Consider the following 23,581-nt stretch of genomic DNA (forward strand, 5'->3'; position numbering starts at 1 on the left):
ATCTGCGCGCAATGGGCGCAACGAACCCTTTGAAAGATCGCTTGAAGTCACCGACAAGCAAGAAGGTCTTCATGAAAGCGGCAGAGATCTATGCACAGGATTACTCAGATGCAGATGGACGCATCCGTGCAACCTTCACTTTCGCATCTCTGTCCGGCTGGGCACCACATGAATCGCAGCAAAAACCTCTAAAGCCCGGCTCTGCAAAGCACAGCCTGGCCGAAGCTCTTGGAACAAAAGAAATAAAGTCCTGATTAGCCAGAAATCGCGGCAAGCAAAGTATCTGAGATGAACTGGAAGTTGTCCGAAATCGTGCTGCTAATTGCAGTCAGGCTGGCGGCAATGGCAAGAACAATCAAAGCGGCAAGAATGGCGTATTCAACTGCAGCGGCTCCGCGCTCGTCTTCGGTCATATGAGCAATCGTAAATCCACATTTCTGATTGTGATACGCTTTCTCATTCAACGCCATTACTGCCTCTTGTTCTCCGTGATCTCCCGCTAACAAGACACAAGGTCGATTAGATGCGGGATCAGCGGCTCATCTGCTGGTGGCATTTCATAATCACGTAAACGCACTGCCCGTACCCATTTCAGGTTTTGCCCCTCTGCCCCGTGAGGTGTGCCCGACCAGCGCCTACAAACGTAAAGTGGCATCAGCAGATGAAAATCTTCGTAAGTGTGGCTCGCGAAACTTAGGGGAGCAAGGCACTCTTTTTTAACTGTAATTCCCAGTTCCTCAGATAATTCACGGATCAAACAGTCCTCTGGTGTCTCACCGGCTTCGATCTTCCCACCCGGAAACTCCCAGAAACCCGCCATTGATTTGCCCTCAGGGCGCTGAGCAAGCAGAATGCGGTTATCAGCATCAATCAAGGCACACGCCGCAACCATCACAATTTTCATTTATTTTCCCGTTTCACAAAGGACCACTCTGAAAACCTTTTGGAAACCATACCAAAGGTCCCGAGTGAAATTTTACTGATTTTCTTAAGGCTGGGCATCTTTGCAATAGTGATAAGCATAGGCTTCGCGATACCCGAGGGAATCGTAGAGCTCTACAGCAGCAGCATTATCTGCCACCACTTGCAACCAGGCAGTCTCGGCACCGCGCTTAGCCCCTAGACTCTGCACTTCGCACATCAAAGCATAAGCCAGTCCCTGACGACGAAACGCTTCAGCCGTCTTCACACTAAAGATGCCGAGTAGATCGCCATCCACCACACCAAGCAGAACAGCTGCTGGAACACCATCTTCAGTTTCAAGCACTAGCGCGATCAGTTCGACAGTCACTCTTGAAAGCACATCATGAAGTGCCTGCTCTGTTTCACTCAACGGCTCCCCATGCTTTGCACCGTCAACCTGCGCGTAACTAGAAATCCATTCATTCAGTGAGACTTCGGAGAGTTTGTACCCTTTAGGCACATCAGTATCACCAAGCCCCCAAATGGATCGTGACAGCACCAGAGTCTCATCAACGCGAGCATACTTCTGAGAGGTCAGCACCTGATCCACATCTGTGGGAACCAAAGGTGTCCAGCGAACATGAAACGCCGTCTCAAGTCGCTTAAAGCGTGCTCGTGCAGAATCCAATCGGCTCTCGGCTTCATCACCGTCTTGGGCATCATAAAAATTCAGAGAGTTATTACGGCGCGCACTGCCACCTGGCGAGAGACGGGAAATCCAGCTCCCATCATGATGCGCCATGAGGCTGGGAAAGCAATTCAGATTTGCCTGCTCCAGCTTCAACACCGTTTCCAGATCGCAATTCGGTTGGCGAGGTTGAACTCGCTTAGCTTCTGTAGTCACCATTGATTGCCACATATTCCTTGGTGAGGTCACAAGTCCAGACAGTCGCACGGCCATTTCCGATGCCAAGATCAACTTTCAGAATGATCTCGTCTTCTTTCATGACAGCAGACGCTTCTTCCTCGCTGTAATCTGGATCCCGCTCTCCTTCAACCGCAACACGGATATCGCCGAACCAAATCGCCAGTTTATCACGATCAGCAGGCTCACCAGCCTTACCAACTGCCATCACAACGCGGCCCCAGTTCGCATCTTCGCCAGCAAATGCAGTTTTCATCAATGGAGAGTTTGCAATCGCCATAGCAATCCGCTTTGCAGAAGTATCGCTCTCAGCACCTTCCACTCGCACTTCAACAAACTTGGTCGCACCTTCCCCATCACGAACGATCATCTGAGCCAGCTCAAGCATCATGCTGGAGAGAGCTTCACGGAACTCCGCGAGACGCGGATCCGCAGCACTTTCAATCCAGTCACCCCCAGCAGACCCAGTAGCTGCCAACAGCACAGTGTCTGAGGTGGACGTATCACTATCAACCGTGATGGAATTAAAAGAGCCGCCCACACACTCAAAAAGCAAGCTCTGCAAAGCAGGCGCTTTAATCGGAGCGTCAGTGAACAAGAAGCCAAGCATGGTCGCCATATCAGGCGCAATCATACCGGCACCTTTTGCAATACCATTCAACGTAACCGTCACATCACCCAGCTTCACACGACGTGTGCTCATCTTAGGATAGGTATCCGTGGTCATGATCGCTTTGGCTGCGTCCATCCACTTGTCAGCGACAGCATCAGCCACCAGGCCACCAGCCACACCAGCAAATTTCTCAGCCGGCAGCGGCTCGCCAATCACCCCGGTAGACGCCAGATAAAGCTCATCCGCAGCAAACCCGCTCGCCTTTGAAAGGATGTCCGCTGAAAGCTCCACAGATGCGAGCCCCTTCTTGCCCGTAAACGCATTCGCATTCCCGGAGTTGACCATAATTGCACGCGCAACACCCTTGGAAAGGTTCTGCTTACACCAGTCAACCGGAGCACTCGTGCATTTAGATGTCGTGAACACACCAGCAATCTGAGCAGGCTCATCAAACACAGCCAGGAGAACGTCAGTACGTCCTTCATACTTCAGACCAGCTGCAGCAGTTGCCATTCGAACGCCCTTAACTTCCGGAAGTTCTGGATAGGACTTGGGTGCGAGTGGAGAAATGGTCGCGGACATGAAAACCTCCCGAAGAAAACTGTGTCTATGCAGCAAAAAAGTAGCCCCGGAAGGCCTAAGCCATCCGAGGCTACAAAAACAAGATGTTTTATTTCAATAATCAGCAAAGCTAATAAGCACTAGCCTATTATTTGCTTTCTTCAGCTTTCGCTTCATCAGCATCGGCACCGATGATTTCCACAGTGTTCTTGGCTTTCAGCTCTTCAAGCACCTCACGGAATTTCGTCAGAACCAGCTCCTGACGGATCTGACCTTCAGCCGTTTCAAAGGCTGGAGCGGACTGTGTGCGTGCTTCCTTGTTCAGGATTACGTGATAACCGAACTGTGTTTGCACAGGCTCTTTTGTAAACTCACCCGGTTTCAGAGCAAAAGCAGCTGTTTCAAACTCAGGGACCATCTGGCCTTTTCCGAAGAAACCAAGGTCACCACCGTTAGGGCCGGAAGGACCAGTGGACTTTTCCTTTGCAAGCTCAGCAAAGTCTGCACCACCTTCGAGCTGCTTAATGATGTCCTTCGCCTCATCTTCCTTCTCTACAAGGATGTGCGCTGCATTGATCTCTGGAGCACCCTGATAGTTGGCATACTCAGCCTCGTAAGCAGCCTTAACTTCGTCTTCGGTGATAGCGCTCTGAATGTACTTCTGGAAATACGCATTGCGAAGTGCACGCGTGCGCTCAAATGCCATTAAGCGTTTAAAATCATCAGTTTCTGCAAGTTTTTCTTCTGCGCCAGCTTCTGCAAGCAGGTTCATCTCAACCAACACATCGGTCAAAACCTTGCGCCATTCGGTTGGTGGAACACGCTGCAGCTGCTGCGCGTAATCTTGAGCTGCATAAGCAAGATCAGCTTCGGTAATAACGCTCTGGCCAACCTTCGCAACTGGCTTGTCCAGATCTGGAGCCGCATCAGCATCCTGTGCCTGCGCTGCACTCAGCCCAATAACCAGAGCAGCAACAGCAACTGAACTACCTAGGATCCCTGTAAATTTACGAAGCATAAGATCACTTTCTTTCCTGTTTATGGAGAGTTTAAAAAGAGTTGCAAAACAACAAAGCACTATATTGCGACGGCAACTGCCGTTGACAACCTTTCGGCCCACTCTTATCTCTCTGTCGCCTGCTTTTTTACTCGCAGGTGTTTAATATGCTGTGACCCAGATCAGACTCACAGAGTTTTGACTGGTTAGATCACGAATGTGAAGATTTTTAGGGCCCGACCGCGACGTGAAAAAACCGGCGCGCCCAAAGTAGGAAGGACCGCCACATGGTGGGGCTCGGCGCACTCGCTCGTAAGATATTTGGTTCAGCAAATGACCGTCGGATTAAGACACTCAAGCCCACAGTAGACGCTATTTCTGCTTTGGAGCCGGAAATGGAAGCTCTGACAGATGAACAGCTGAGAGCCAAAACTGACGAGTTCCGCGAGCAACTGGCAAACGGCGCTAAGCTGGACGACCTCTTGGTCCCGGCATTTGCAGTCGTGCGGGAAGCTTCCCGCCGCGTCCTTGGTCTTCGTCACTACGACGTGCAGCTCATCGGTGGTATGGTTCTCCATGCTGGAGAAATCACCGAAATGCGCACCGGTGAAGGTAAGACCCTTGTTGCGACTGCTCCAGTATACCTTAACGCATTGACAAGTAAGGGCGTTCACGTTGTGACTGTGAACGATTACCTGGCAACACGTGATATCGAATGGATGGGTCAGGTTTACCGGTTCCTCGGTCTGACAACTGGTTTGATCGTCCACGGCATCCCTGATGAAGAGCGCAAAGCCGCTTATGCAGCAGACGTCACATACGGCACCAACAACGAATTCGGCTTCGATTACCTTCGTGACAACATGAAGTATGATCGTGAATCCATGTGCCAGCGCCCGCATCATTATGCGATCGTGGATGAAGTCGACTCCATTCTCGTTGATGAAGCTCGTACACCTTTGATTATTTCCGGCCCGCTGGAAGATCGTACAGACTTCTACAATCTCATCGATACATTTATTCCTCAGTTGACTGAAGAAGACTTTGAACTCGACGAGAAAGCTCGCTCCGCAACCTTTACTGAAGCAGGTAACGAGAAGCTTGAGCAACTCTTGACAGAAGCAGATCTTCTGAAGGGCGAATCGCTTTATGACGTGGAGAACGTGACAGCTGTTCACCATCTTCAGCAGGGTCTGAAAGCGCATAAGCTTTTCCAACGCGATAAAGATTACATCGTCCGCAACGACGAAGTCGTTATTATTGACGAGTTCACTGGCCGCATGATGCCGGGCCGTCGTTTCTCTGAGGGCCTCCACCAGGCTTTGGAAGCAAAAGAAAAAGCTGCTATCCAGCCAGAGAACCAGACACTCGCGTCCATCACATTCCAGAACTACTTCCGCATGTACGACAAGCTGGCTGGTATGACCGGTACAGCAATGACGGAAGCTGAAGAGTTCATGGACATCTACAGCCTGGACGTGGTGGATATTCCAACCAACGTTGCTGTTCAGCGTGTCGATGACGACGATGAAGTGTACCGCACAGTTGCCGAAAAGTACGACGCCATTCAGGTGCTCGTAGATGACTGCCATGAACGCGGTCAGCCTGTTCTGGTAGGTACAACATCCATTGAAAAATCCGAGATGCTCGCAGAGCTGCTCGTCAAGAACGGCTACACTCAGATCGATGTGTCAGACCCGCTCGGCTTTGCAAGCATGTACACCGGCAAGGATGCAGGTAAAAAGAAAGTCTTTGCAGTTCTGAACGCACGTTACCATGAACAGGAAGCAAGCATCATCGCACAGGCAGGTGTGCCTGGTGCTGTGACCATTGCAACCAACATGGCTGGCCGTGGTACAGATATCCAGCTCGGTGGTAACGTTGAAATGCGTATCGCGAACGAACTGGGCGACATGCCTGAGGGCGCTGAACGTACTGCAAAAGAAGACGCCATCAAAAAAGAAGTTGAAGCGCTCAAGCAAAAAGCTCTTCAGGCCGGTGGCCTCTACGTTGTCGCAACCGAGCGCCACGAAAGCCGCCGCATTGATAACCAGCTGCGCGGTCGTTCTGGCCGTCAGGGTGACCCTGGTCACTCCAAGTTCTTCCTGTCTCTTCAGGATGATCTGATGCGCATCTTCGGTTCTGAGCGCATGGACTCCATGCTTCAGAAGCTTGGCCTGCAGGACGGTGAAGCAATCGTTCACCCTTGGATCAACAAAGCACTGGAAAAAGCTCAGCAGAAAGTGGAAGCGCGCAACTTCGACATTCGTAAGAACCTGCTGAAGTTCGATGACGTGATGAACGATCAGCGTAAAGTGGTCTTCGATCAGCGCCTTGAAATGATGGACCCTGAAGTTACTCAGGAAGCTGTTGTGGAAATGCGCGAAGAGTTCGTCGAAGATCTCGTCGCAGCACACATTCCAGAACGCGCTTACCCTGAGCAGTGGGACACAGAAGGCCTTCAGGAAGAAGCACGCACAAAGCTGAACCTCGACCTGCCAATTATTGAGTGGGCAAACGAGGAAGGCATTGCAGACGAAGAAGTCACCGCGCGCCTGAAGAAGGAAGCCAACCAGGTTATGGCGAGTAAGGCTGCAAACTACGGTCCAGACGTTATGCGTCAGATCGAGCGTGCAGTTCTTCTGCAAACCATAGACAACCTGTGGCGTGAGCATCTGGCGAACCTTGATCACCTGCGCTCCGCGGTTGGCCTGCGTGGCTACGCACAGCGTGATCCACTTCAGGAATACAAAACAGAGTCCTTCACTCTCTTTGAAAACATGCTGAGCACCCTTCGCCAGACCACTACATCACAGTTGATGATGGTTGAATTGGTTCAGCAGCAGGCTCCGGAAACACCGCAGATGCCTTCCCACATGGAAGCACATCACACCAATCCTATGACTGGTGAAGACGAGATGATGGAAGCAGACCGCCAACTGGCTGAAGCACGTGCAGCATCTGCACCAGACGGTCGTGAGTCAGATGATCCCGAAACATGGGGTCGTGTAGGTCGTAATGAGCCTTGTCCGTGTGGGTCTGGCAAAAAGTACAAGCATTGCCACGGTGCACTTGTCTGATCCGACATTAATCAAGTTCAAGAAAGGGCTGCTTCGGCGGCCCTTTTTTATTACAGACGACCTCCCGCTTCACACCAAGGAAATCTGCACCAGAAAGGCGGGAGTATTCCCAGAACCTGAGAATGTTAATCTACGCTTCTTTCAGCTCTAATTTGTAAGAAGCGGCAAAACATGAACACTTCAAGCACGCTCGATTTTAACAAGGTCCTCCGACAGCTCACCCCAAAAACTAAACTGGAAAGAACACGAGCATCCGTTGAAGTGCATCTCGGACAGCGTATTGAAGCGTTCTACGCACCTGCAAAAAACAGCTATCTGGCTCAACTCTGCGATGTGTACGGCAGCGATAAAGGCACCAACTGCCCAGAAACCACCCAGTTCAATTGGGAGCCTCACACTTACACCGATTTCTACAGCATGATTTTCGATCATTGCCGAGACAAGATCACAAACGTGCTCGAATGCGGCATCGGCACAAACGATACCAGCTGCCTTTCAAACATGGGCAAAGAAGGCAAACCCGGCGCTTCCCTTCGCGTCTGGAGAGACTATTTCCCCAATGCTGAGATAACCGGCCTCGACATTGACGAAAAATGCTTATTCTCTGACTCTCGCATTCAGACCTATCAGGTGGATCAGACCAGCCCGGAAAGCATCTCAGGCTTCAAAACCACCACAAAGCCAGAGCCCTACGACCTGATCATCGATGATGGCCTCCACCATTATGAAGCGGGGATTGTCTTCTTCGAGAACATTGTAGACCTGCTAGCAAGCAATGGCGTTTACATGATCGAGGATGTGAACCGGCACGACATTCATCGCTATGCCGAGTACTTCCAAAAGCGGGAAAGTGAATTCAGCTGCCGCTGCCTCCTGCTCTATCGCCAGCATGTCAGCCTACGCGACAACATGCTCGTCATGATCACCCGCAAACAATAACCCTCCCCACACATCATCCTCTGAAAAGCCAGACGTTGACGACTCAACACTACCTATTCTAGTACTAGAATATAATTTTATTCTAAGGCTAGGATAGTATGTCTGAAAGCCTCACTGACAGCGAACTGCTCGTCCTCGGCCTTGTCTCCGAGATGCCCCGCCATGGCTATGAGCTGGAGCAGGTCATAGAGCAGCGAGGCATGCGCGAGTGGACGCAAATCGGGTTCTCTTCCATCTACTTCGTGCTAGGCAAGCTGGAGAAGAAAGGCCTCGTCACAGCAGAAAAGCCCACTGGTGTTAAAACAAAGAAGAGCTTCCTCATGACAGAGGCAGGCCACCAAGCTCTCATTGCACAAACCCTCTCAGCTATCACAACAGTTCGTCCAACATACTCATCCCTCCTCTTGGGCATGATCCATTGGCCGACGCTGCAACGAGACCAAGCCCTTAACGCCTTAAGCGAGCGTGGCGAAGTAATACAAAATGAAATCTCCCGAATTGAAAACATCCAATTAGACCAACAACCTTTGCCTGATCACGTCGAAGCCCTCTTTGACTACTCCATCGCTCAACTCAAGTCAGAGGCAGACTGGCTGCAGAAAACTCTGGATTACATGACCTGCAAACCATGGAACACATGAGGACACAACGATGACCACGACCGATTTCAGAGACAGACTGTATGACCTATACCGCCCGCCAAGCGACCATTTCTCGTTTGTCGATGTTCCTGACATGCAGTTTGCTGTGATCGATGGCAGCGGTAACCCTGAAGGGGCATCCTTCGCTCAAGCGATCAAATGGCTTTTCACCGTGATCTATCCCATCAAACGTGATGCGAAGAAGCGGATGGGAAAACGTTTTGCGGAACCACCTCTGGAATGCCTGTGGTGGGCCGACGATATGAATGACCTCATCACCGGTAATAGAGACAAGTTGAAATGGCGTTTGATGATCGTTCTGCCTCATTGGACCGATGACGCCCTTTTCGCTCAAGGCGTAGAAACTGCAGTCGGGCGGCTTGGAGAGAAACCCACAACGCTGCGCAGAGAAATTATGACAGAAGGTCGCTCAGTCCAGATCCTTCACAAGGGCCCTTATGAAGACCTACGCAACATCAGCGCAAAACTCTATCAGGAATTCCTGCCGGAAAATGGCCTGAAACCAAACGGACACCATCATGAGATCTACCTTGATGATGCGACACGAACAGCACCGGAAAAGAGAAAAACAATCATCAGACAACCTGTGATCTAGGTGCTGCTTCAAACCTCTATCTCGGGCTCGACAAAGAATTGCAAGCATCTTCAAACCAAAAGACGAGAAACAACAGCACCTTACAACTTAAGAATTCCTAGGCGATACTCCGCTACTATCCTGAGAAAACAAAACGAGTGGCAGCAGAGATGTTAGCATCCGCGTCTCAGGAGCAAAAGATGACCTCAGACTTCTCTGGGAATGCATTTCATAAGTTTCTAACATTGATGTTAGTGAGCAGCATTTCAATGGGAATGCTCTCACGGCCAGCCACGGCACAATCAGAAACCCCACCCTCTTCGCAAAAGGATAAGGCACCAGTCTCAGGCACGGCCTCTGAGCAACCAGCCACTCCCCAGGCACTCAAAGTGCCTCCCGGCTACTACAGTCAGGTAGACCAAAGCCTCGGCGTTCTACTCTCCATCTACGATGCACCATCAGACGATGCAGCTGTTATTGTTCAACTGCCTGGAGATACAATCCTCAACTCCGACGGTGAACAAAAGCAGGTTGACGGTCTACGCTGGCAACATGTCAGCCTCGGAGAGATAGAAGGTTGGGTTGAAGCCCAAAAGCTGAAGGCCGCTATACCCGTCCCATTCGCCGGGACAGATCTGCCGGTTCTGGGCGTCTGTGGCGGAACTGAGCCGTCTTGGAGCATTGAATGGAACTCCAGCGTCGTAACTTACTCGAACATCACCGGACTGCTGCATCGCGTCCCGTTTCAGTCAGTAAAAGCAGAAACAGGAAAGAACGCTACGTTACTTCAGGCGGGCAATGAAAGCGTCGATCTACAAATGACCATCTCCGAGAAGCAATGCACTTTCACCCCATTGGACTCTTTCGTTTGGGGAGAGGCTGTCGCCACCATCACACAGCCAGGGCAAAAACCAGTGACACTCAAAGGGTGCTGTAGACCAGTTTCAGATGGCTATCGCTAAACCACATCCAACTGCCCAATAAAAAACCCGGGTCACCCCGGGTTTAATGCTCTTAGCCTGTCGATCGTGACTTAGTTCACGACAACCTTGGCACCGATATCGACATGGTCATAAAGATAGGAAACATCTTCGTTGAACATGCGGATACATCCGGATGAAACAGCACGACCGATGCTCCAGTCCTCAGTGGTACCGTGGATACGGTAGATGGTAGCACCCAGATACAGCGCACGCGCGCCCAATGGGTTGTCTGGACCACCCTTCATGTAACGTGGAAGAGTACGGCCTTTTTTCGCTTCACGACGGCGCATTTCTTCCGGCGGTGTCCAACCCGGCCATTTTGCTTTGCGAGTGATACGCTCGGTACCATTCCACTCAAAACCTTCACGACCAACACCGATGCCATAACGCATCGCTTTGCCGCTTTCCTGCACGTGATAGAGATAGCGCTCTTCGGTATCAATGATGATGGTACCTGGCTTCTCATTAGTGCGGTACGTGATCAGCTTACGCTTGAACTTACGGCGAGCTGAATTGGATGCCATAGCAGGAGAATCTGGGAAGATGTCCCATTGGCGTGTGTCTGGATTCCACAGCTTGCCCGCGCTTGCTGGTGCTACAAACACAAAGCTAACCAACGTACAAATGACAGCAAATATTCCCTTGCGAAGATGTCCTCGCATCGTCACCCCCTGAAATTGGCGATAGCCCCTGACCCTGCGGGACCTGTCGAATTTTAAAAATAAATCAGCACCGAGAAAGGACAAACTCTACCAAAAAAAATTCTCGGGCCTCTGAGTTTCCATATGTTTCAAATTGAGACTGATTATCAACATCTGATAATCGATATCCAAGCAAAACCTCACTTCCGCGGGTCATTTGTTTCACTTTTTTCAATTTTTCTCATGCCGAGCGATATTTCCGCCCAATTCTATCGGTTCATCAGCTGATAAAAAAATCCTGCCTTAGCCTAAGTCACAGGTAAACCTCTGAATGAAAGGGGCATATAATACGCCCAATGGGAGGCCTTATATGAATATCGATAGTATCCAAGATGTAACCTGCCTGCCTTTCACCGCCTTTGGCCCTGAAAGTGCAGAACCAATTATTTTCATCCATGGTTTTGGTGGCGACGCCAGCACATGGCGCAATATTCAAGTCCAGTTAGAAAACAAACGCCGCACAATCGCGTTTGACCTTCCGGCGCACGGGCGTGCACTGGCCGATTTTGAACCATGCAACGCAGTGGGCTCAGCAAAAGCCGTCGTGAAGTCTCTCGATGCGCTGAAGCTCGACCGCGTGCATCTGGTAGGTCACAGCATGGGCGGTGCAATTGCAACACTGATCGCCATGCGCAGCCCAGAACGCATTGCAAGCCTCACTTTGCTTGCTCCGGGCGGATTTGGCCCAGAGATCAACGCAAAGCTTCTGCGCCGATACGCAGTTGGCCAAACAGAAGCAGAACAACAAGTGCTGCTGGAACAATTTGTCGGCCTTGACTTCGAGCTTCCGAAGAAATTGGCAGACTATGTGGCCACGCAGCGTTCCACTCCGGGCGCTGCTGAAGCACTCAAAGCTGTATCAGGACTTATATTGGAAGGTGAAAGTCAGGGCGTACTGCCAACTGGCAAACTCGGCGAGCTGCCAATGCCAATCAAGGTGGTCTGGGGCACACAGGACAAGATCCTGCCAACCCGTCAATGCCATAAACTGCCAGGACCAATCGCCTGCCACGTTTTCGATCGTGTCGGCCACATGGTTCACATGGAAATCCCGCAGGAAGTGATCCGGCTGATTCTGGAAAACACCCGCTAAAGCCAAAATCCAGCCTTTGTGCTGAGGTTTGACTAAAAAGCGTGCCGGAGCTCTCTCTGGCACGCCTTTAAGATCGTCGACTTAAGCAGGTGGAAGCAGACCGTCTTTCCACTCCTGCCCAATCACCCGGCGCGCCATCATGTGCGAGCGTGGATGATTGATGCTATCAACCGCAATCAGTTTGCCTTTTTCCAGATACGCGACATAGAAGCTGTCGGAATTTGTATCCCCAACAAGCACAGCCTCATCGTATCCATTAGACAATCCGGCAATCTGCAGCTTGATATGGTGCTGGTCAGACCAGAACCACGGCAACGGGTCATAGTCGTGACTGTGGTCATGGTCGGGATCAGTCAACGCAACAGCAACTGCTTTTGCCTGATCAATCGCATTTTGAACGCTCTCCAGACGAATGCTACGACCATAGCGCTCTGAGAAGAAGCGAACACAATCGCCGCAAGCATAAACATCCTCGTGAGAGGTCTGCCCTGCTCCATCAACCAAAATGCCATCATCCACGTCCAGACCAGCGGCCTCTGCAAGCTCCGCATTCGGTACAGCACCAACCGCAGAAAGTACCAGATCACACGGAATCTCACTGCCATCAGCAAGTTTCACGGAAGAAACTTTGCCATCAGTCCCTTCAATGCTGGTCACACCGGTTCCGCAAAAAAGCTCCGCACCATTGCCAGAATGCAAACCATGGAAGAACGATGAGATATCGGGCGAAACCACACGCTTCAGCAGACGCTCCTGCGCTTCCAGCACAACAACATCCAGCCCCATGCTCTTTGCAACAGCCGTCACTTCCAGACCGATATAACCGCCACCGATAACAACGAGTTTCTTGCCAGGTACAAAGAGTTGCTTGATGAGCTCAACATCACCAATGGAGCGAAGCGTCACAACGCCTTCCAGCTCCGCACCCGGCAATGGCAAATCGCGAGCGCGGGTTCCGGTTGCAAGCAGCAGCTTGTCCCAACTCACCTCTTCACCGCTTGCCAGCCTGACACTCTTCTTCTCCAGATCAATGCTATCAACATGCGCATTGACCTTCAGATCGATATTGTTGGTTTCATAAAACGCTTCTGGACGAATAAACAGCGCATCCGGCGCCACATCTCCACTCAGAAACTTCTTGGAGAGCGGAGGGCGTTGATAAGGCGGCTGAGGCTCGTTTCCAAGCATCACAAGCTCACCTTCATATCCCTTTTGTCGAAGAGTTTGCGCGGCCTGTACACCTGCTTGTCCAGCACCCACCACAACAATCTTATTAATCATTCTCAAAACCCGTATTAGTCGCAGTCAAACAACACAGCAGATCCGTATTGTCTGCTTCGCTCAACAAACCCGTACCGCAAAAGCAATGTGGCGCTTAGCCCTGATAAAAACCAGAGCAAGCGCCACATTTAAAATGAAAATTTGTGAAGATCTTAAGGTCATTTCTCTGAAAAGTGCCTTGCGGTTTTCAGAGATACGCTAGTCAAATCCCTAAAGCAGTTTGAAGCTGTCGAAACGAAAGCAAACTGCTTTAGGCAGCACGCACTTTTTCAAGGAATGCACCAACAGTATTGTTGATGTGATCTGCCTGACGAGAAAGCGCGTCGGCAAGATCAGACACTGTACCGCCAGTGCTACGTGCATTGCTGGATGCATTTTCAACCATCTGCATTGCACTCGCCCCTTCCTGAGAGCTTTGCGTCGCATTCGCCACATTCTCGGTAATCGACTGAATAGCTGCGTTCTGTTGCTCAACAGATGCTGCAACAGCCGCCGCAATCTGGCTCATTTCGTGAATAACATCACTCACATCGCCAATAGCGCCGACCGCTTCTGCTGAGGCTTCCTGAATGGAGCCAACCTGCTGTGCGATTTCCTCGGTTGCCTGAGAAGTCTGATTTGCCAGCATCTTCACTTCGGACGCCACCACAGCAAAGCCCTTACCATGCTCACCTGCACGGGCTGCTTCAATGGTCGCGTTCAGAGCAAGCAAGTTCGTCTGGTTCGCAATATCACGAATGAGCCCAACAGCCTCACCAATACGATTTGCTGCATCACTCAACAGATTCATGGTCTCAGCAGTCGCTTTTGAACCTTCAACCGCTCGGTCTGCAACGCTCGTTGATTGCTCAGCCTGTCCCGCAATCTCGTTGATAGACATGGCTAGCTCTTCCGTCGCAGCAGATGCGCTGGAAACATTCTCAGCGGCACTCTCAACAGCACGTCCTGCAGACACAGCTTCTTTCGACACGTTGTCTGCAGCAGATCCCACATCATTAGAGGCTTCCCCAAGCCCATCTGCAGCGCTGTGCAGACTATTCAAAGCCTCAGCAACGGTCTGCTCAAAACCAACAATGAGATTGTCGACTTGCTCGGCACGAGCCTGTTTCTCAGCATTTTCATGATCTTGCTGATCCTGCAGCATCCGGCGTTCCTCAATATTGTCGCGGAACACCTGAAGTGTCTGCGCCATCGCGGAAATTTCTTTACCGCCTTTATTGAGAGGGATCACAGCTGACAAATCATTCTTCGCCAGCAATGCCATAGCATTACGCAAAGCATTCAGATTCCGCAAAATACCGAAGATCAGGAGAGAGCCAAGAATGAACAGCGTTAGTGCGATACCACCAACCGCAATGCCCAGATAAAGATTTGTCTGCTGCGTGGTCTCTGTCAACCGCGCCTGCGCATCATTCGCGCCCTGCACTGCAGAGTTTTTCAGTTCATCAAGCCGTGGCGGGAGAAGGTCAAACAGGTTTGCAAGCAACTCAGAACTCGTCGCCCGCTTATCAAAGGCCTTTGAGTAAGCCTCGAACGCCTTCTTGTAGGCCAGCATATTGGTTTTGACCTTCTCGGCAACAGCCGGGTCAATTTGTGCTCGCGGCACGGTGCGCTCGTAACGGGAGAACGCAACTTCAAACGCGCCCAAAGCGTTTTGGCTACCCGTAAGCGCATAATCCAACTGCGCACGCGCCAGATCACTAAACGTATGCATCAGCTTCAGCGTATTGGGGTCTTTGCTACGTCTGTGCTTTTGTTTAACAGCGGATTCTGCCTGAGAAAGCGCGGCGGACAGCTCTTTCTGCAAGCCGCGGTCCGCGTCATATCCAAGCGTGGACTGGTAGCCGTGTAACATCTCAAAGGCACCACTGATTGCATCAATCGTGTCTCGTGCATCAGAGATCTCAAGGAAATAATCCATGGCAACCGGGAGCGCATTTAACTCCTGCAATTCAGTCTGCGCTTCACCAACCAACGTGTCGAATCGACTTTTCAGACTGTCACTCGGCACATTTTCATAATCTTTCTGAGTCGATTGCAGCACACCTGCGGTAATTGCAATTGTCTGGCTCAGCTCAGCAAGTACGGTGTATTCTTTCGACTGCAGAAAGGCAGCCTCCGTTTGCTGTTGGCTCCAAAGATAAACAAAGCCAACACCACCAAATCCGATAAGTGTCAGAATACCAAGAGCAATTGCCCGAAACCGAATACTTACATTTCGAGTTAACGAGAAAACTTTATTTCCCGTAGAAGAAATAGCCCGCTTCCAATTTACTCGCATCGGAGACCCCTAGACCGATAAAATTACTAATAGTATTTTTAATTATTCCTCACAGGTATAGGTTCAAATCGTTTAAAGATTACAAATAATGCATCGCACAAATGATTTTGTTGCTCAGCCCACCCAGCGTCATGTGCTAAGGACGCATAAAAATAAGACACACCATTGCTCTCGCTTACCAAATTAGTTCCCATTATCTTCGTTTTGCTCTGGTCCACCGGTTTCATCGGTGCACGCCTTGGAGCGCCCTACTCAGAGCCTTTTGCGTTCTTGAGTCTCCGCTTTCTGCTCGTCCTGCCGTTGATGGGCATCATCATCTGGTTGTCTGGCAGAAGCTTTGCTTTAACGCGCCAGCAGATCCTCCATGCCGTCATCACAGGCATGCTGGTCCATGGCATCTATCTCTCGGGAGTCTTCTGGGCCATCGACAACGGGATGCCAGCAGGCGTAACCGCTCTCATAACTGGTCTGCAGCCTTTCATTACCGGCACACTCGCATATTTCCTGCTGAAAGAAGATGTGACGCCGCGCCAATGGATCGGCCTGGCCGCCGGGTTTGTCGGTATCGTGCTGGTGATCCTGCCTAAGATGGGAAGCGGCGTTGCGCAGATCCCTCTTTGGACTGTAGCAGCCGCCTTTGTGGCAACCCTTGGCATCGCCTTCGGCACCACATGGCAAAAGCGCCAGCCAACGAATACGGATCTGGTCACAGGCATCTTCTACCAGTATTTCGGCGCCTTGCTCATAACGCTGCCGCTGTCCATGACGGAAAGCTGGGTCATCACCTGGTCAGGAGACCTGATCTTTGCGCTGGCATGGCTGGTCATTGTGTTGTCTGTGGGCGCAGTCCTGCTGCTCATGTACCTGCTCCAGCACGGAGCCGCGTCAACAACAGCAACGCTGTTCTACCTGACACCCGTCGCAGCGGCCATTGAAAGCTACTTCCTTTTCGGAGAGACACTCAACCTCATTCAGCTGATTGGCATGGCAATCGTTGTGGTAGCAATCGCAGTATGCCGCCCAAAGCAGAAAGCTTAAGCTCAGCCTTCAGCATCAGAACAAGGACCTGCCTCAACACGCTGGTTCACACGGCGAACACGCATAAGCGCCGCATTAAACTCGCCGCCCAGAATAAAGATGACGGCTGTCAGATACATAAAGATGATGGCCGTCATGATACCAGCTAGACCAGCATACAAAGACACATAGTTCGCCCACCGCGCCAAATAAGCACCAAAAGCTGTTCCAGCGATAATCCAGAGGATCATGGTCAGTATAATACCGGGCAACACTTCAAAGAAGCTACGACGGCCAGCCGGCAGATACATATGAGCTGCCAGCAGAGCAAACATCAGCAACAAAGATGTGATGCCATAACGGACAATATTCGCCTTGTAGCTAAACTGCTCCATAACTGGTGCCAGATGAACAGCCCATTCCCAAGCCAGCGGACCAAACACGATCAGGAACGTTGAAACCATCAAAACAGCTGTTCCAATCAGAACCGCCAAAATGGATTGCGTCCGGCAGAAGAACCAACTGCGATTATCTCGAACACGATAAGCACGGTTTAACCCGACACGCATGGCCTCAACGCCATTGGACGAGAACCACAGCGTAACGACCACACCAAAGGTCAGCAAATCACCACGTGGCTGAGTGAGAACGGCTTTGATTTCACCGGAAACCGGGCCAGCCACACGTTCAGGCCAGACATCAAAGATCAACTCCGTCGCACTTTGCGCAACCGAGTTCAGACCAAGAAAACCTGAGAACGCCGCCACAAATATCAAAAATGGAAACAGAGCCATCAACGATGACAAAGCCACATGGCTCGCCACTGCATAGCCATCATCAGAGTTAAAATGCCCGAGAGCATCTGCAAGCACCTGATACAATTTTCCCCAAAGGCCACGTTTCTTCATAAAACTGATCTGGTCTGTCTCTCTGTAAGTTTCAAGTTAGATAATAGACGGGACTTCAAGAAATATTCATGAAGAAAGCTCCCACCTTTAGGGCATTGCACAAATACATACCCCGTTTAAGTTTGCAGTGCACAATGACCGAGTGGATTGAGGGAGGCAAGCCGTGTCGGAAACGGTGAATACAATAGAACAAGCAGTCGCACCATCGAAAGAAACACGTGCTCAGGCGCTAAAATCTCTTGAAGCTCTGCTTGGCATCGCGCGCAAAAACGTAAAACTGCGCGTATTGAAGGATGGCCGCATCGCCTCCGCTCTCATGGAGCAGGAACAGCGTGCCACCCACGGTCTTGCCTGGCTTGCAACTTATGTGGAAGCCCTCAAGCAGCTGAACGCATACGGCGAACGGCTGGAAGCCGAAGGCACCTTCGGCGAAGTGGAAAGCCTGATCCTGCGCATTGGTCTTGCAGAATACACCGCACAAGTCTTTGGCGGGCTGCCAATGAGTCAGGGCGAAATCCTTCGCCTCTCTGACCTGGGCATCAGCCGCAGTGAAGCCAACAGTCATCACACAGAAGCTGTTGAAGCAGTCATCGCAGACGGCACCCAACCAGCCCTGCGCACGCGTCTTGCAGAACTCATGCAGCACGCAGAAGGTCAATCCACCATCGGCGCAACGGGACTGGACGAGACCTACGAGCAAATTCGCGAAGAGATGCGAAAGTTTGCCGAAGCAAAGGTCACTCCGTTTGCTCACGAATGGCACCTGAAAAACGAATACATCCCTCTTGAAATCATCAATGAGATGGCAGAGATGGGCGTATTCGGCCTGACGATTCCGGAAGAATTCGGCGGTATGGGTCTTGGCAAAGAATCCATGTGCGTGGTCTCAGAGGAACTCTCCCGCGCCTACATCGGCGTCGGCTCCCTCGGCACCCGCTCCGAAATCGCAGCAGAACTTATTCTCGGCGGCGGAACCGAAGAACAAAAAGCAAAGTGGCTCCCACGCATCGCCTCTGGTGAAACTCTGCCAACCGCTGTGTTCACGGAACCAAACACCGGTTCCGACCTCGCATCACTAAAAACACGCGCAGTTAAAGACGGCGACACATGGAAGGTCTCCGGCAACAAAACATGGATCACCCACCCGGTCCGTGCCGACATCATGACCCTGCTCACCCGCACCAAGCCGGAAGAGCCTGGTTACAAGGGCCTGTCCATGTTCATCGCGGAAAAGCCTCGTGGAACAGATGCAGAGCCCTTCCCAGCTGAAGGCATGTCAGGTGGCGAGATTGAAGTTCTCGGCTATCGCGGAATGAAGGAATACGAAATCGCGTTTGACGGTTTTGAAGTCAAAGACGAGAACCTGCTGGGTCAGGTGGAAGGTCAGGGCTTCAAACAACTCATGCAAACCTTCGAGTCCGCCCGCATTCAAACCGCCGCCCGTGCAATCGGCGTCGCTCAATGCGCTCTGGACCTTGGCCTGCGCTATGCGCAAGAGCGTGTCCAGTTTGGCAAATCACTCATCAACTTCCCGCGTGTATCCGACAAGCTCGCCATCATCGCCTGCGAAACCATGATCGCCCGCCAGCTCACCTACTTCTCTGCTTGGGAGAAAGACAGTGGCCGACGTTGTGATCTGGAAGCAGGCATGGCGAAACTACTGGGCGCACGTGTGGCCTGGGCTGCAGCAGACAACGCACTGCAGATCCATGGCGGCAACGGCTTTGCACAGGAATACCCGATCTCTCGCGTACTCTGCGATGCACGTATTCTCTCAATCTTTGAGGGGGCAGCAGAAATTCAGGCGCAGGTAATCGCACGCCGTTTGCTGGATGAAACCGAGCTGTAAAGCGTTTTCCCGAAAAGAACAGGAAGCGCGACTATTTCCGTCGCGCTTCTTCATAAACTGAGAGTTCAAGGCGCTTATCCATAAGCGTCTTTCTTATTTCAAATCGCTCGTCAGTCTTGGTCGCAGCTTTAAGCTGATCTTCCAATGTGGAGATCTCGCGGCGCAGAGTCAGTTCTCCCTGAATGCTACCACCAGCTCCATTCACCACACTCATTTGTGCGCTCTGAGCGAAATTTGTCCCGGACCTTCTGGGGATAGGTTTTCCCGCACCTTCAAGGTGATCCATAGAACCATTCATCTGTGATCGGCGAATTTGTTGCTCGATTAGTCGATCCATTCCCATAAACAGACCTCTATCCTTTGTTTTTCTTAGATCAATTTCCCTGATGACTGTGGCTGCAACATGTTCATATGCAATTTTTCTAAATTTTTTTGCTGAATACAATTAACTTACAACCGGACCAAATTATCGATTTTAACTTTACGCTAATAAATTCACCATCTCCGGTTGCATTATGCAATTTGCACGGTACATTTTAGTTAAATTTTTATTTAATTTGTATCTAACTGGAGAGCGCGATGTTGCGGCCTCTTATTTTTGCAAGTCTTATCGTGGGCTCAGCTCTGGCATTAGCTGGTAGTACCTGGGCATTGACCCAGACCCGCGCCGTTGGCCCGGGCCTTACCCAAATCAATGCCCCATCTAAAAATGCGTTGAAACCAATTTCCACCACCAGCAAACTCATACGCTATCCAGCAAAGTCCTCTCTGAAACCGCTCAAAGCAAAATCAAAGCTTGTACGGCTTGAGCCCAAATCAAAGCTGATCCGATATCGAGTGAAAACAGCGACTAACACTATTCCAGCTAAACCAGCATCATTGGCCTACGCGCATGTAACTGGCGCCCTCAGTTATGTCTCGCGTCAGGATATAGACGAACTGCTCGCCTTCCTGAACAAGGACATCTATCAGCTGACAGGAACCCACTCAGCAGCAGGCTTAGTACACCAAACCTCATGGCGGATGGAGAGACAGAGCAGTCAGATAATGGAGAACGTCTCCTCCTACCTGCCCTAAGCGGTCCTACCCGCAGAGACGCGTGCACCAGTACGACGGCACCTCTCCCCATCAATCCATCACGTCAGGCAGCCAGCGGATAGCTTTCTTCCACCAGATACGGTCCGCCACCCACTGCCGCTTTTGCTGAGAAGAGCACAAACCGCCCAGCGGTGAATGCAGGCGCTGAGAACTCACCACGTATCTCAAGCCAATGCGCCAACTCTGCAGGGGATGTCCCCCTCAACCGAGCCAATGTCACATGCGGCGTATATTTGCGCCGAGCGGCTTGCAGGCCGAGCCGCTGCAAGATGCGTTCTTGCTCAGCCTGAAGCTCCGCCAGCTCCTGAGTGGGCTCAACACGTGCCCAAAGCGCATGTGGTTTGGCTCCCCCAAACGATCCCAGCCCGGTCAGCTTGATCGTCAACGGAGCACGATTCACCCGTGCCAGCTCATAGGCAACTTCGTCAGCAATGCGATCATCAATATCGCCTATAAACCGTAATGTGATGTGGTAGTTTTCTGGGTCGATCCATCGAGCGCCGCGCAGCCCTCCGCGCATAAGGCTCAACATCATCCCTGTGCCCGAAGGCAGCTCTAGGCCAGTGAAAAGGCGAGGCATATCAGGACCCTCCACTAATGCAGATGATAAATTAGCTCACGTTTAACGCCAGAGTACAAGCAGAAAATCACAGCTCTACGAACATCTGGGGATTTTCTTTCCATCCCTTAAAACAAAAAATGCCGAAGCCCACACAAGGCTCCGGCACAATTCTGTCTCTGCAGACAAAAGCAAATTATCTGCCAATCACGGGCATGGATTGGAGTACTGCAGATGGATATCGTTAATCCGTGCCACAACCTCATCAGTCATCTCAAAGTCTGTCGCACGAATATCTGTCGCCAGCTGCTCCATGTTCGTCGCACCAATGATCACAGAGGTCACGAATGAACGGGAATGAGCAAACGACAGCGCCATAACTGCTGGATCAACACCCAGCTCTTCTGCCAAGTCGCAATACGCATCAATAGCTTTCTGACCAAACGGGTTCTCATAACGGCCAAGGCGCTTGAACAGTGTTTTACGCGCACCAGCTGGCAACGCACCATTCCGGTACTTACCAGTCAGATACCCCTGTGCCAGAGAAGAGTATGCCAGCAGACCAACATTCTCCCGCTGTGCAATCTCGGCACCGCCCACTTCAAACAAGCGGTTCACCAGAGAATAAGCATTCTGGATAGACTGAACCCGTGGCAATCCACGCGCTTCAGATTCCTGCACAAACTTCATGGTGCCCCAAGGGCTTTCGTTAGAAAGACCGAAATGACGGATTTTGCCTGCTTTCGCGAGCTCCTGCATAACTTCAAGAGTCTCATGGATCGCATTTTCGTCTTCTGCCGGGTCCGCATCCTGCCAGATGGTGCTGACAGAACCAAAGCCGGACACATTACGATCTGGCCAGTGCAGCTGGTAAAGGTCGATATAGTCTGTCTGCAAACGCTTCAGGCTGGCATCCACGGCTTCCATGATCTGCGCACGAGAAAGCTGGCTTGTGGAACCATCTTCACGATGCCAGTCCTGAGCAGAACGGCCAACAACCTTGGTTGCCAAAACAACCTTGTCGCGGTTACCGGATTTCTTGAACCATGTTCCGATAATTTCTTCAGTACGGCCTTTGGTCTCTGGCTTCGGCGGCACAGCATAAAGCTCTGCAGTATCGAAGAAATTGATGCCCTGCTCCAAGGAATAATCCATTTGAGCATGGCCTTCAGCTTCGGTATTTTGTTCACCCCATGTCATCGTACCAAGACAGATGCTGGAAACGTTGAGGTCTGTACGCCCCAATTTACGAAATTCCATGTATTCCCCATTTGCAGCCCCAAGCTGCTTTTCATTCTCACGCCCTTATTGGACATAAAGGACAAAGATCCAGCCTCGTCCAAAGACAACGGATCATGCCCCGAATTCTGTTTTGCTAAATCTGCCTCATGGATGGAGGTCGGCAGAGGAAGTGGCCTGGTAAGCATACCAAGCACATCTTCGAAAAGTAGGATGTGTTTTTCCGACAGGAAGGCGCAGTAAGTCAATACTTTAAAGCAGACTCTGCGTTCCAGCCTGAAAAGGAAGAGTATCAGCTCTTATGATTTAGCCTGTTCGATGAGTAGTTCAACAGAAGGCAGAATTTTTTCGACAATGATCGAAACACCTTTACCCGTTGGATGCATGCCATCACCAAGGTTTAGCTCAGGTTCCGCTGCCACACCGTCCAGAAAAAACGGATAAAGCAACGCATCATGCTTCTGCGCAAGATCACCATAGATGGAGTTGAACTCCTGACCATACTGATCACCCAGATTAGGCGGTGCCATCATGCCAGCCAACAGCACCGGAATGTCGCGAGATCCCAACCGTTCCAGCATTGCATCCAGGTTTTTGCGCGTTATTGACGGATCCAGCCCGCGCAACGCATCGTTGGCACCCAGTTCAAGGATCACTCCGTCTACGTCATCGCCCACAGACCAGTCGAGCCGTGAAAGGCCACCTGAGCTGGTATCACCAGATACGCCAGCATTGACCACGGTGATGTTATAGCCCCGCTCTTGCAAAGCCTTCTCCAGCTTTACAGGAAAGGCATCTTCAGGTGGCAATTGATAACCAGCCGTCAGACTATCACCGAAGGCAACCAGCTTCACCGGCTCGGCTCCATCCTGCGCCATTCCGGTTGAAGCACCTGCAAACACAAGGCTCAGCGCAACGACAGCACCACTGAAAAAACGCAGCACACCAGATTTAGCTTCAACTTTTCGTGATCCAGACATTCAAATACCTTAGATTTTTTCAAACCGAGCTGGACGATGCAATCCACCCTACCCATATGCTTCCCAAGTGCGGCTGCGACAAGAGCCGCCAACAAATTTATTATAAGATGTAATTCAGAGATTTGCATCGCCTGCACATCAAGGTAGAAGAATGACAGGTAATCCCGCATTAGACTTAAACGGCGTTCACCTCAGCCTGGGCCATGGCGCAGGCCGCACCCATATTCTCAAAGGTATTGATCTTTCAATCAGCACCGGCGAAAGCGTCGGCCTCGTTGGACCATCCGGCTCAGGCAAATCTACTTTGCTCATGGTAATGGCAGGTCTGGAACGCGCAG

Annotated in this window: 23 protein-coding genes and 1 pseudogene; 11 read left to right on the plus strand and 13 right to left on the minus strand. The window is 51.1% G+C overall.

Annotated features, from left to right (window positions below):
* A pseudogene (locus PPL9_RS33350) lies at nt 1-254 on the plus strand (SAM-dependent methyltransferase); the annotation flags it as partial.
* Here PPL9_RS33350 and PPL9_RS15100 read toward each other — a convergent pair.
* The 5 genes from PPL9_RS15100 to PPL9_RS15120 all read right to left on the minus strand — a co-directional run bounded on the left by PPL9_RS15100 (nt 255) and on the right by PPL9_RS15120 (nt 4,020).
* Nucleotides 255-470: a Flp family type IVb pilin gene (locus PPL9_RS15100; protein ID WP_057463468.1), complete on the minus strand. Its 216-nt coding sequence runs from the start codon at nt 468-470 to the stop codon at nt 255-257.
* A 29-nt stretch (nt 471-499) separates the two neighbouring features.
* On the minus strand, nt 500-904 hold the full coding sequence (gene mutT / locus PPL9_RS15105; protein ID WP_057463469.1) for an 8-oxo-dGTP diphosphatase MutT: 405 nt from the start codon (nt 902-904) through the stop codon (nt 500-502).
* Nucleotides 905-988: 84 nt separating this feature from the next.
* A complete protein-coding gene (locus PPL9_RS15110) occupies nt 989-1,810 on the minus strand; it encodes an N-acetyltransferase (RefSeq protein ID WP_057463470.1) in 822 nt (273 codons plus the stop codon).
* Nucleotides 1,791-3,023 carry a bifunctional glutamate N-acetyltransferase/amino-acid acetyltransferase ArgJ gene (gene argJ / locus PPL9_RS15115; protein WP_057463471.1) on the minus strand — a complete coding sequence of 411 codons (1,233 nt, stop codon included), beginning with the start codon at nt 3,021-3,023 and terminating at the stop codon, nt 1,791-1,793. Before argJ ends, PPL9_RS15110 begins: the two co-directional genes overlap by 20 nt.
* A 127-nt stretch (nt 3,024-3,150) precedes the next feature.
* Entirely contained in the window at nt 3,151-4,020 is an 870-nt protein-coding gene (locus tag PPL9_RS15120) for a peptidylprolyl isomerase (RefSeq protein ID WP_057463472.1), read from the minus strand.
* Between the two features lie 266 nt (nt 4,021-4,286).
* Between PPL9_RS15120 and secA the strand changes: the two genes are divergently transcribed.
* From secA to PPL9_RS15145, 5 genes are all read left to right on the plus strand, one after another.
* The gene (gene secA, locus PPL9_RS15125; RefSeq protein ID WP_057463473.1) at nt 4,287-7,079 is read left to right on the plus strand and encodes a preprotein translocase subunit SecA; all 2,793 of its coding nucleotides are present in this window, start codon (nt 4,287-4,289) and stop codon (nt 7,077-7,079) included.
* A gap of 171 nt (nt 7,080-7,250) precedes the next feature.
* A complete protein-coding gene (locus PPL9_RS15130; protein WP_208989390.1) occupies nt 7,251-8,018 on the plus strand; it encodes a class I SAM-dependent methyltransferase in 768 nt (255 codons plus the stop codon).
* A gap of 98 nt (nt 8,019-8,116) precedes the next feature.
* A complete protein-coding gene (locus tag PPL9_RS15135) occupies nt 8,117-8,659 on the plus strand; it encodes a PadR family transcriptional regulator (protein ID WP_057463474.1) in 543 nt (180 codons plus the stop codon).
* 10 nt (nt 8,660-8,669) lie between these two features.
* Nucleotides 8,670-9,275, plus strand: coding sequence for a GyrI-like domain-containing protein (locus PPL9_RS15140; protein WP_057463475.1), 606 nt, complete (start codon nt 8,670-8,672; stop codon nt 9,273-9,275).
* Between the two features lie 248 nt (nt 9,276-9,523).
* A complete protein-coding gene (locus PPL9_RS15145) occupies nt 9,524-10,216 on the plus strand; it encodes a hypothetical protein (protein ID WP_208989391.1) in 693 nt (230 codons plus the stop codon).
* Between the two features lie 71 nt (nt 10,217-10,287).
* Here PPL9_RS15145 and PPL9_RS15150 read toward each other — a convergent pair whose 3' ends face one another.
* Nucleotides 10,288-10,899, minus strand: a complete 612-nt coding sequence (locus tag PPL9_RS15150) for a L,D-transpeptidase (RefSeq protein ID WP_057463476.1) — start codon at nt 10,897-10,899, stop codon at nt 10,288-10,290.
* 349 nt (nt 10,900-11,248) lie between these two features.
* Here PPL9_RS15150 and PPL9_RS15155 point away from each other — a divergent pair, with 349 nt between their 5' ends.
* Entirely contained in the window at nt 11,249-12,031 is a 783-nt protein-coding gene (locus PPL9_RS15155) for an alpha/beta fold hydrolase (RefSeq protein WP_057463477.1), read from the plus strand.
* A gap of 81 nt (nt 12,032-12,112) precedes the next feature.
* Here the strand turns inward: PPL9_RS15155 and PPL9_RS15160 are convergent, their stop codons facing one another.
* A complete protein-coding gene (locus PPL9_RS15160; RefSeq protein ID WP_057463478.1) occupies nt 12,113-13,312 on the minus strand; it encodes an FAD-dependent oxidoreductase in 1,200 nt (399 codons plus the stop codon).
* A gap of 250 nt (nt 13,313-13,562) precedes the next feature.
* Nucleotides 13,563-15,593 (minus strand): HAMP domain-containing methyl-accepting chemotaxis protein, encoded by a 2,031-nt coding sequence (locus PPL9_RS15165; RefSeq protein ID WP_057463479.1) that lies wholly within the window; start codon nt 15,591-15,593, stop codon nt 13,563-13,565.
* 165 nt (nt 15,594-15,758) lie between these two features.
* Between PPL9_RS15165 and PPL9_RS15170 the strand changes: the two genes are divergently transcribed.
* Nucleotides 15,759-16,631, plus strand: coding sequence for a DMT family transporter (locus PPL9_RS15170; RefSeq protein ID WP_208989392.1), 873 nt, complete (start codon nt 15,759-15,761; stop codon nt 16,629-16,631).
* Between the two features lie 2 nt (nt 16,632-16,633).
* On the opposite strand, the gene PPL9_RS15175 is transcribed toward PPL9_RS15170, so the two are convergent.
* A complete protein-coding gene (locus PPL9_RS15175) occupies nt 16,634-17,518 on the minus strand; it encodes a YihY/virulence factor BrkB family protein (RefSeq protein WP_057463480.1) in 885 nt (294 codons plus the stop codon).
* A 163-nt stretch (nt 17,519-17,681) separates the two neighbouring features.
* On the opposite strand from PPL9_RS15175, the gene PPL9_RS15180 reads away from it, so the two are divergent.
* A complete protein-coding gene (locus tag PPL9_RS15180) occupies nt 17,682-19,367 on the plus strand; it encodes an acyl-CoA dehydrogenase family protein (RefSeq protein WP_200962326.1) in 1,686 nt (561 codons plus the stop codon).
* 31 nt (nt 19,368-19,398) lie between these two features.
* On the opposite strand, the gene PPL9_RS31380 is transcribed toward PPL9_RS15180, so the two are convergent.
* Entirely contained in the window at nt 19,399-19,812 is a 414-nt protein-coding gene (locus PPL9_RS31380) for a DnaJ family domain-containing protein (RefSeq protein ID WP_208980966.1), read from the minus strand.
* Nucleotides 19,813-19,946: 134 nt separating this feature from the next.
* Between PPL9_RS31380 and PPL9_RS15190 the strand changes: the two genes are divergently transcribed.
* Nucleotides 19,947-20,444, plus strand: a complete 498-nt coding sequence (locus tag PPL9_RS15190) for a hypothetical protein (RefSeq protein WP_057463482.1) — start codon at nt 19,947-19,949, stop codon at nt 20,442-20,444.
* A 64-nt stretch (nt 20,445-20,508) separates the two neighbouring features.
* On the opposite strand, the gene thpR is transcribed toward PPL9_RS15190, so the two are convergent.
* The 3 genes from thpR to PPL9_RS15205 form a co-directional block, all read right to left on the minus strand.
* On the minus strand, nt 20,509-21,045 hold the full coding sequence (gene thpR, locus PPL9_RS15195) for an RNA 2',3'-cyclic phosphodiesterase (RefSeq protein ID WP_057463483.1): 537 nt from the start codon (nt 21,043-21,045) through the stop codon (nt 20,509-20,511).
* A gap of 186 nt (nt 21,046-21,231) precedes the next feature.
* On the minus strand, nt 21,232-22,284 hold the full coding sequence (locus PPL9_RS15200; RefSeq protein ID WP_057463484.1) for an aldo/keto reductase: 1,053 nt from the start codon (nt 22,282-22,284) through the stop codon (nt 21,232-21,234).
* A 278-nt stretch (nt 22,285-22,562) separates the two neighbouring features.
* Nucleotides 22,563-23,141, minus strand: coding sequence for an arylesterase (locus tag PPL9_RS15205; protein WP_208980975.1), 579 nt, complete (start codon nt 23,139-23,141; stop codon nt 22,563-22,565).
* Between the two features lie 253 nt (nt 23,142-23,394).
* Between PPL9_RS15205 and PPL9_RS15210 the strand changes: the two genes are divergently transcribed.
* Nucleotides 23,395-23,581 (plus strand): ATP-binding cassette domain-containing protein (locus tag PPL9_RS15210; protein WP_152986713.1); only part of this gene is annotated, 187 nt, incomplete at its 3' end.

Origin of the sequence: Pseudovibrio sp. POLY-S9 (genome assembly GCF_001431305.1) — a bacterium.
Lineage (GTDB): Bacteria > Pseudomonadota > Alphaproteobacteria > Rhizobiales > Stappiaceae > Pseudovibrio.

Excerpts from the sequence above, each read along its gene's own strand:
- PPL9_RS15100 (WP_057463468.1), bottom strand. The coding sequence starts at position 470 with ATGGCGTTGAATGAGAAAGCGTATCACAATCAGAAATGTGGATTTACG.
- mutT (WP_057463469.1), bottom strand. The coding sequence starts at position 904 with ATGAAAATTGTGATGGTTGCGGCGTGTGCCTTGATTGATGCTGATAAC.
- PPL9_RS15110 (WP_057463470.1), bottom strand. The coding sequence starts at position 1,810 with ATGGTGACTACAGAAGCTAAGCGAGTTCAACCTCGCCAACCGAATTGC.
- argJ (WP_057463471.1), bottom strand. The coding sequence starts at position 3,023 with ATGTCCGCGACCATTTCTCCACTCGCACCCAAGTCCTATCCAGAACTT.
- PPL9_RS15120 (WP_057463472.1), bottom strand. The coding sequence starts at position 4,020 with ATGCTTCGTAAATTTACAGGGATCCTAGGTAGTTCAGTTGCTGTTGCT.
- secA (WP_057463473.1), top strand. The coding sequence starts at position 4,287 with ATGGTGGGGCTCGGCGCACTCGCTCGTAAGATATTTGGTTCAGCAAAT.
- PPL9_RS15130 (WP_208989390.1), top strand. The coding sequence starts at position 7,251 with ATGAACACTTCAAGCACGCTCGATTTTAACAAGGTCCTCCGACAGCTC.
- PPL9_RS15135 (WP_057463474.1), top strand. The coding sequence starts at position 8,117 with ATGTCTGAAAGCCTCACTGACAGCGAACTGCTCGTCCTCGGCCTTGTC.
- PPL9_RS15140 (WP_057463475.1), top strand. The coding sequence starts at position 8,670 with ATGACCACGACCGATTTCAGAGACAGACTGTATGACCTATACCGCCCG.
- PPL9_RS15145 (WP_208989391.1), top strand. The coding sequence starts at position 9,524 with ATGGGAATGCTCTCACGGCCAGCCACGGCACAATCAGAAACCCCACCC.
- PPL9_RS15150 (WP_057463476.1), bottom strand. The coding sequence starts at position 10,899 with ATGCGAGGACATCTTCGCAAGGGAATATTTGCTGTCATTTGTACGTTG.
- PPL9_RS15155 (WP_057463477.1), top strand. The coding sequence starts at position 11,249 with ATGAATATCGATAGTATCCAAGATGTAACCTGCCTGCCTTTCACCGCC.
- PPL9_RS15160 (WP_057463478.1), bottom strand. The coding sequence starts at position 13,312 with ATGATTAATAAGATTGTTGTGGTGGGTGCTGGACAAGCAGGTGTACAG.
- PPL9_RS15165 (WP_057463479.1), bottom strand. The coding sequence starts at position 15,593 with ATGCGAGTAAATTGGAAGCGGGCTATTTCTTCTACGGGAAATAAAGTT.
- PPL9_RS15175 (WP_057463480.1), bottom strand. The coding sequence starts at position 17,518 with ATGAAGAAACGTGGCCTTTGGGGAAAATTGTATCAGGTGCTTGCAGAT.
- PPL9_RS15190 (WP_057463482.1), top strand. The coding sequence starts at position 19,947 with ATGTTGCGGCCTCTTATTTTTGCAAGTCTTATCGTGGGCTCAGCTCTG.
- thpR (WP_057463483.1), bottom strand. The coding sequence starts at position 21,045 with ATGCCTCGCCTTTTCACTGGCCTAGAGCTGCCTTCGGGCACAGGGATG.
- PPL9_RS15200 (WP_057463484.1), bottom strand. The coding sequence starts at position 22,284 with ATGGAATTTCGTAAATTGGGGCGTACAGACCTCAACGTTTCCAGCATC.
- PPL9_RS15205 (WP_208980975.1), bottom strand. The coding sequence starts at position 23,141 with ATGGCGCAGGATGGAGCCGAGCCGGTGAAGCTGGTTGCCTTCGGTGAT.